This is a genomic window from Pantoea sp. CTOTU50773, from assembly GCF_032082325.1.
GTDB classification, from domain to species: Bacteria; Pseudomonadota; Gammaproteobacteria; order Enterobacterales; family Enterobacteriaceae; genus Pantoea; species Pantoea communis.
Genome location: NZ_DAMDQC010000044.1, coordinates 21424 through 29454, shown reverse-complemented (window position 1 = coordinate 29454; position 8031 = coordinate 21424). Strand labels below are relative to the sequence as shown.

5 protein-coding genes and 2 pseudogenes are annotated in these 8031 nt (G+C 56.3%); 2 read left to right on the top strand and 5 right to left on the bottom strand.

The features are described 5' to 3' along the window. Positions 1 to 356, top strand: a pseudogene (gene rimO / locus RT340_RS09490) (30S ribosomal protein S12 methylthiotransferase RimO); the annotation flags it as partial. Here the strand turns inward: rimO and RT340_RS09485 are convergent. Next, positions 353 to 802, bottom strand: coding sequence for a DUF4385 domain-containing protein (locus tag RT340_RS09485; protein WP_211728154.1), 450 nt, complete (start codon positions 800 to 802; stop codon positions 353 to 355). The pseudogene rimO and the gene RT340_RS09485 overlap by 4 nt on opposite strands. Before the next feature lie 114 nt (positions 803 to 916). Between RT340_RS09485 and RT340_RS09480 the strand changes: the two are divergent. After that, positions 917 to 2589 (top strand): annotated as a pseudogene (locus tag RT340_RS09480) (methyl-accepting chemotaxis protein). Between the two features lie 93 nt (positions 2590 to 2682). Here RT340_RS09480 and gsiD read toward each other — a convergent pair. The 4 genes from gsiD to gsiA all read right to left on the bottom strand — a co-directional run bounded on the left by gsiD (position 2683) and on the right by gsiA (position 8025). Next, complete coding sequence (gsiD, locus tag RT340_RS09475; protein WP_038647910.1) at positions 2683 to 3588, bottom strand: glutathione ABC transporter permease GsiD; 906 nt, start codon at positions 3586 to 3588, stop codon at positions 2683 to 2685. Positions 3589 to 3598: 10 nt separating this feature from the next. After that, entirely contained in the window at positions 3599 to 4519 is a 921-nt protein-coding gene (gene gsiC / locus RT340_RS09470; RefSeq protein ID WP_313375556.1) for a glutathione ABC transporter permease GsiC, read from the bottom strand. A gap of 49 nt (positions 4520 to 4568) precedes the next feature. Continuing rightward, positions 4569 to 6104, bottom strand: coding sequence for a glutathione ABC transporter substrate-binding protein GsiB (gene gsiB / locus RT340_RS09465; RefSeq protein ID WP_034820792.1), 1536 nt, complete (start codon positions 6102 to 6104; stop codon positions 4569 to 4571). Positions 6105 to 6168: 64 nt separating this feature from the next. After that, the gene (gsiA, locus tag RT340_RS09460) at positions 6169 to 8025 is read right to left on the bottom strand and encodes a glutathione ABC transporter ATP-binding protein GsiA (protein WP_313375553.1); all 1857 of its coding nucleotides are present in this window, start codon (positions 8023 to 8025) and stop codon (positions 6169 to 6171) included. Between the last annotated feature and the right edge of the window lie 6 nt (positions 8026 to 8031).

Here is an 8031-nt window from a genome sequence, read left to right as displayed (position 1 = left end):
AAGAGGCGCGTCTGGATCGCGTCGGCTGCTTCAAGTACAGCCCGGTTGAAGGCGCGACGGCCAACCAACTGCCGGACCAGGTGCCGGAAGAGGTGAAGCAGGAGCGTTTCGATCGCTTCATGCAATTGCAGCAGAAAATCTCCAGCGAACGTTTGCAGGAGAAAATCGGCCGTGAAGTGTTGGTGATCATCGATGAAGTGGATGAAGAAGGCGCGGTGGGTCGCAGCATGGCCGATGCACCTGAGATCGACGGTGCGGTGTATCTGAATGGCGATCGTCAGGTGAAAGTCGGTGATGTGGTGCGTGTTAAAGTTGAACACGCCGATGAGTACGATTTATGGGGTACGCGCGTTTAACCGTGCTGCTGCTGGTGCGCACGTTTGCGCGCCAGATAATCGGTGTCCGATCTCAGCCGATCCCAGCATGATTTGAAGATGGCCGCCGCAGCGGCCTTTTCTTTTTCTGTGGTACGAGGTAGCTCGTTACCGTCTGCATCATATTTGCGTCCGCCTTTGTGATTACTGTAGCGACGCGCGCGGGTATAGCCCATCTGAATAAATTTTCGCGCCATATCCATGCCGACAAAGTCGTCCTGTGCACGATAGTCCTCAAACAATTGCATAATCTGAACGGAAGATTCCTGAGCCAGTTCCACGGTACGGAAGCGCCAGAACGGCAGAATTTCGCTCTTGTAAGGCTCCACCATTAATACCCCCTGCTCACCGCGCCCAACCTGATAAAGGTCTGGCCGCTGTCGGAAATCGATATTCTTAAAGTCTTGTTCGTAATCAAAGGGTTTCACTGCATTTCTCCTGCACGACATTATCACTTACTGCAATTATTTTTTTGCGGCTCTTAAGCAATGCGCTTTTACACCGATAACTTCACTACTAGCCTACTTTGCTCTGAGAAAATCATGTTGACGAAAATGAAAATTGTGACTGCCATCATATTGATGCTGTTGGTATTCACCGCTATGCAGGCCATCTCCGGCTCGCTGTTTTTATCTTCCCTGATCGCTGGCCAGCATAATTTCACCGCCAGTAACCAGCTATCACATCAACAACGTGAGTTCTCCGATAGCTGGCAAACGCTGGTGAAAACGCGCGTTATCATCAACCGCGTGGCGATTCGCATTCTGAAGAATCAGACCGATGATGCTTCACGCGCTGCCATCAGCAAGCTGCTGGTTTCCGCGGGCGCCTCGCTTGATGAAGCGAAACAGCACTTTGACCGCTACAAGAGTGTCCCACGGATTGCGGGGCAAAGTGCGGCAGCCGCCGAGCTTATCGAAAGCAAATTCGCGAACTATTACCAACTGCTGAATCAATCCGCGACCTTTCTGAAAGCCAACAACTACGCCGCTTATGGCGAGCTGGATGCACAGCAAGCGCAGGATGATTTGGAAGCGGCCTACAAGCAGTGGCGCGGTGACAACGTTCAGTTAATCAATACACGCGCTGCAGATAACGATAGCACTTATCAGCATATGCTGGTGATGGTTGCTGTGATGGCAGTGATTGTGGTGCTGTTGCTGCTGGTGGTTTGGCTGCTGGTTCGCCGCATCCTGTTGGCGCCGATGAAGCAAGTTCAGCAGCAGATGGAGCGCTTTGCCGATGGCGACCTCTCCGCCAGTTTGAAGATTGAAGGACACAGTGAAATGGCCGCCATTGCCGCGAGCCTCAATCATATGCAGCAAGCACTGCTGGGCACGATCAACAATGTGCGCGACAGTGCCGATGCCATTTTCGGCAGTGCCAGCGCGATCGCCAACGGTAACAACGATCTCTCCTCCCGCACGGAACAACAGGCCGCCTCGCTGGAAGAGACCGCTGCCAGCATGGAAGAGCTGACCGCCACCGTTAAACAGAATGCCGATAACGCACGTCAGGCGACCCAGCTGGCGAAAACCGCATCGGAAACCGCTGACAAAGGTGGGAATGTGGTGGACGGCGTGGTGAAAACCATGCGCGACATCGCCGACAGTTCGAAGAAAATCGCCGACATCACCAGCGTGATCGATGGCATTGCTTTCCAGACCAATATTCTGGCGCTGAATGCTGCCGTTGAGGCCGCTCGCGCCGGTGAACAAGGTCGTGGCTTTGCTGTGGTCGCGGGTGAAGTCCGTAGCCTGGCGCAGCGCAGTGCAGTGCACAGGCAGCGAAAGAGATTAAGCTACTGATTGAGGGCTCCGTGCAGCGCGTTAATTTAGGTTCACAACAGGTGAGCAGCGCCGGCGATACCATGCAGGAGATCGTCAGCGCGGTAACGCGCGTGACCGATATCATGGGCGAAATTGCGTCGGCCTCTGACGAGCAGAGTCGCGGCATCGATCAGATTGGTGTGGCAGTGAACGAGATGGATCGCGTAACGCAGCAGAACGCCATACTGGTGCAGGAATCCGCTAACGCCTCGGCTTCGCTGGAGCAGCAGGCCAGCAGCCTGTCTTCGGCGGTGGCGCGCTTTAAAACCGGGACGCGTGCAGTGATGGCACCGGTGACAAACACGGTGAAAGCCCCTGTCGCAACCACACCACGCGCCTTACCCGCTGCCGGTGCACACAGCAACGACAACTGGCAAACGTTCTGAGGTAACAGAAAAAATCAGGTCGCCATAAGTGGCGGCCTGACCTGCACAACGGGATTTTTCAGGGTGCGCACTAACGCGCACCGATTTGATATTTCAGGTCTTTAACTTCGGATCTAACGCATCTCGCAGTCCATCACCCAACAGATTGAACGCCAGCACCGTCAGGAATATCGCCAGACTGGGGAAGATCGCCACATGCGGCGCAATCACCATATCGGCACGCGCTTCATTAAGCATCGCGCCCCACTCCGGCGTGGGCGGCTGCGCGCCCAGTCCGAGGAAAGACAAACTCGCCGCCGTGATGATCGACGTACCGATACGCATGGTGAAATAGACCACAATCGACGACACGGTACCGGGCAGAATGTGACGCATGATAATCGTCCAATCTGATGCGCCGATGCTGCGGGCTGATTCAATAAAGGTTTGGTGTTTCAACACCAGCGTATTGCCACGCACCAGGCGAGCAAAGGCTGGAATACTGAAAATCGCCACCGCCACAATCACATTGCTCATGCCGCTGCCCATGATCGCCACCACCGCAATCGCCAGCAGAATGCCGGGGAAAGCAAACAGCACGTCACAGATACGCATGGTAATGCGATCCCACCAGCCTTCGTAATAACCGGCCAGCAACCCCAGCAGCGTACCAATCAGCGCACCGATCGCTACCGAGAAGAAACCCGCAATCAGTGAGATGCGTGTGCCGACCAGCACGCGACTAAATATGTCACGCCCTAGCGAATCCACGCCAAACCAGTGCATCATCGACGGCCCATCATTTAGCCGGTCGTAATCAAAATAGTTTTCCGCATCAAACGGGGCAATAAACGGAGCGATAAACGCCACCACAATTAACAGCAGCACAAATAAGCCCGCCACCATCGCCACATGTTGATGGCGAAAGCGGCGCCAGAATTCACGCCACGGCGTACGTACCCGGGTTTCCGTCATCATCGGCATGGTTTTCAATGCCGCTGCGCGTCGCCAGTTTTTCAAGTGCGACTCCTTACCTGTAACGGATGGCCGGGTTGATCGCCGCATACAACATATCGACAATCAAATTGATCAAAATGAACTCCAGCGAGAACAGCAGCACTTCGGCCTGAATCACCGGATAATCGCGCATCTCCACCGAATCCACCAGCAAGCGGCCTAAACCGGGCCAGTTGAACACCACTTCCACCACAATTGAGCCGCCGAGCAGGAAACCAAACTGCAGGCCCATCATGGTCACCACCGGGATCATCGCATTGCGCAGACCGTGTTTCACCACCACCAGCGACTCACGTACCCCTTTGGCGCGCGCGGTGCGCATGTAATCTTCCTGCATCACCTCGACAAACGATGCGCGGGTAAAGCGTGCCATCACCGCCGCGACCGCTGCGCCCAAGGTTATCGACGGCAGAATATAGTGTTTCCAGCTGTCGGCACCGACCGTTGGCAGCCAACCCAGCTCAACAGAGAACACCTGCATCAGCAGCATGCCTAAGGCGAAAGCGGGAAAAGAGATGCCAGATACGGCCAGCGTCATGCCGATGCGATCGGGCCAGCGGTTGCGCCAGACGGCGGAGGTAATGCCGATGGTCATACCGAAAATCACCGCCCACACCATGCTGGTGAGCGTCAGCCACAGCGTCGGGAAGAAGCGCGCGGCTATCTCTTCCGAGACCGGACGTTTCGACACCATCGACTGGCCAAAATCCCCCTGCAACGCATTGAAAATAAAGTGCCAGAACTGCTGGATCAGCGGCTGATCGAGACCGAGTTCCTGACGCACCAGCGCCACCACCGAGGCATCCGCTTCCGGACCCGCAATCAGGCGCGCCGGATCGCCCGGCAGCAGGTGGACAAACAGGAACACCAGCACCGCGACAATCAGCAGCGTGGGGATCAACCCCAGTAGTCGTTTGAGAAAATAGTTGTGCATGCAAAATCCTGCGCAGCAGCGGCCAGCCTCGCAAGGCTGGCCGCGCCTGTTACTTCAGATCCGCCTCATCAAAATTGAATGAGGTGTCGGGCATGACATAAAAACCGGTGAGGTTTTTATTGTTCGCGGAGAGCAACTGCTCAACCACCAGCGGAATCCACGGATGGTCGTTCCAGATACGATCCTGAGCGTCTTTGTACAGTTTGGCTTTCTGCTCACGATCGGTGGTTTTCAGTGCATCGCTCAGATCTTTATCCACTTGCGGATTGCTGTAGAACGCCGTGTTAAAGATGGCTGGCGGCCAGGAGGTGGTGGCAAACAGCGGCGTCAGTGCCCAATCTGCTTCACCGGTCGAAGCCGACCAGCCAGTGTAGAACATGCGCACACCGCTCTCTTTCTGCCCTTTGCTCTCGACTTCTGCGGCACGCTGACCGGCATCCATCGCGGTGACTTTCACCTTCACGCCGACCTGCGCCAGCTGCTGCTGAGTGAACTGCAACACTTTTTGCGCGGTGCTGTGGTTGTGAGATGACCACAAGGTGGTTTCGAAACCGTTCGGGAAGCCTGCTTCTTTCAACAGCTCACGTGCTTTGGCCGGGTCATATTTAATCGCTGGATATTTCTGCGCAAAATCAATCGCCGGTGGCACGATGCCGGTGGCTGGCGTGGCATAACCAGCAAACGCCACTTTAACCAGCGCCTCACGGTTAATGGCGTATTCCAGCGCTTCACGCACTTTTGGATTATCAAACGGCTTCTGCGTCACGTTGAGGCTGATGTAACGCTGCATAATCGATGGCGTGGTGACGACGTCGAGTTTGCTGTTGCCCTGCAGCAATTTAGCCTGCTCAAACGGTACCGGGAATGCAAAGGTCGCTTCGCCGGTCTGCAACATCGCCGCACGGGTGTTGTTGTCTACTACCGGGCGGAAAGTGATGCTGTCCAGCTTCGGATAGCCTTTTTTCCAGTAGCCATCCCACTTCTTCACTTTGACGAAGTCGGTCTGATTCCAGGTAACGAACTCATACGGACCGGTACCCACCGGATGGAAGCCAATGTCCTTACCGTATTTCTTCAGGGCGGTGGGCGAAATCATCACTGCCGCCGGGTGCGCCAGATTGTTGATGAAGGCCGAGAACGGCTGCTTCAGCGTAATCTTCACCGTGGTCGGATCCACCGCTTCGGTGCTGGCCACATACTTGAACAGGTTGTAACGCTTGAGATGATTATCCGGGTTGCTGGCACGGTCGATGTTGGCCTTGACCGCTTCCGCGTTGAAATCGGTGCCATCCTGGAACTTCACGCCCGAGCGCAGTTTGATAGTGTAAGTTAAGCCATCGCTGCTCGCCTGATAGCTTTCCGCCAGCACGTTTTGCAGCTTCATGTCTTTGTCGAAGCCGAACAGTCCCTGATAGAACGCCTTGGCCACCGACTGCGACAATGTGTCATTGGCGTCGTACGGATCCATAGTGGTAAAGGTTGACGCCACAGCAATCACCGCGTCCTTCGCTGCCCACGCTGGCATCGCCAGCGCTGAACTCAACAACCCGGCAGTGATAACCCCTTTTCGCATAATGTGGTGCATTGTTATCGTTCTCCTGTAATCCCTGTCATGCGCGACATCCGTGGATGACGCGGTTGCTTGCTGCTCAGGCACCGCTAATGGCGTGGCGGGCAACAAAATGCCCCGGTGCCACTTCCAGTAACGGTGCCACTTCTGGCTCATCACCCAAGGGGCGGATCGGGCTGGGGATTTCATCCACCATTAACGCCCGCTCGCGATGACGGTGCGCCGGATCGGCGACCGGCACCGCGGCCATCAGTTTTTTCGTGTAAGGATGGCGCGGCTGCTCAAACACCGCCTGGCGCGGCCCCATTTCCACAATCTGTCCGAGATACATCACCGCCACGCGATGGCTGATGCGTTCTACCACCGCCATATCGTGAGAAATAAATAAGAAGGCGATGCCAAACTCGCGCTGCAAGTCGAGCATCAGATTGATAATTTGCGCCTGAATCGAGACATCCAGCGCCGAGACTGACTCATCGGCAATCACCACTTTAGGGTTCAGGGCCAATGCGCGAGCGATGCAGATGCGCTGGCGCTGGCCGCCTGAGAACTCGTGTGGATAGCGCTGCGCATGCTCCGGCAGCAAACCGACGCGCTCCAGCAGCCAGGCTACACGCTTCTCCGCCTGGCGCCGATCCATGGTTTTGTGCACCAGCAGCGGTTCCATAATCGAGAAACCCACCGTCAGGCGCGGATCGAGGGAGGCGTAAGGGTCCTGAAAAATGAACTGAATATCGCGGCGCAGCGAAGCCAGCGCGTTGCCCTGCAACGCATCAATACGCTGACCATTAAAAGTAATCGTGCCGCCCTGGCTGGCGACCAGGCGCAGCAGCGATCGACCGGTAGTGGATTTTCCGCAGCCGGATTCGCCGACCAGCGCCAGCGTCTCGCCAGCATGCAGATCAAAGCTGACCTTCTCCACCGCATGCACACGGCGTTTCACGCGATTCAATAACCCACCACGAATATCAAAGCGCGTCACCAGGTCGCGTACCTGCAAAATCGGCGGTTCATCGCTGCGCACCGTATCCTGCGGTTTGGCAATCTCTTCACGGCCATTGGTGTGCAGTAAGGGGAATTTAGCGGGCAGCGGCTGGCCGCTCATCGCTCCCAACTTCGGCACGGCCGCCAGCAAGGCGCGGGTGTAAGGCTGTTGCGGCGCATCAAACAGCTTCTGCACCGGCGCACGCTCAACCACATCGCCGCGATACATCACCTGTACGCGATCGGCCATCTCCGCCACCACGCCCATATCGTGAGTGATAAAAATCACCCCCATTTCCATCTCTTTTTGCAGCACGCGGATCAGCTGCAGAATTTGCGCCTGGATGGTCACGTCCAGCGCGGTAGTAGGCTCATCGGCAATCAACAAAGCAGGTTTGCATGACAGCGCCATGGCAATCATCACGCGTTGACGCATGCCGCCGGAGAGTTGATGCGGAAAGCGCGATAACACATTGTGGGCTTCAGGTATGCGCACCAGATCCAGCATGCGCCGTGCTTCGGCCTGCGCTTGTTGGTGGCTTTTGCCCTGATGTAAACGGATGGATTCGGCGATCTGCTCGCCCACGGTAAACACCGGGTTAAGCGAGGTCATCGGCTCCTGGAAAATCATCGCCATATCGGCACCGCGCACTTTGCGCATCTGGCTGGTGGTAGCGCGCATCACATCCAGCACCTCGCCGTTACGTCGACGCAGTTGGATCTCGCCACTGACATCGCCGCCCGCCTGCTGAATCAAGCGCATCAGCGCCAGCGAGGTGACCGATTTGCCCGAACCGGATTCGCCCACCAGTGCCAGCGTTTCCCCACGATGCAAATCCAGTGACAGGTTACGCACCGCTTCGGTGATTCGCCCTTCATGCTCAAACCGTACGTTGAGGTCACGCACCGCCAAAACCTGCTCGGGTGCAAACTGCTGATGCTGCTGCGTCATGCCTGC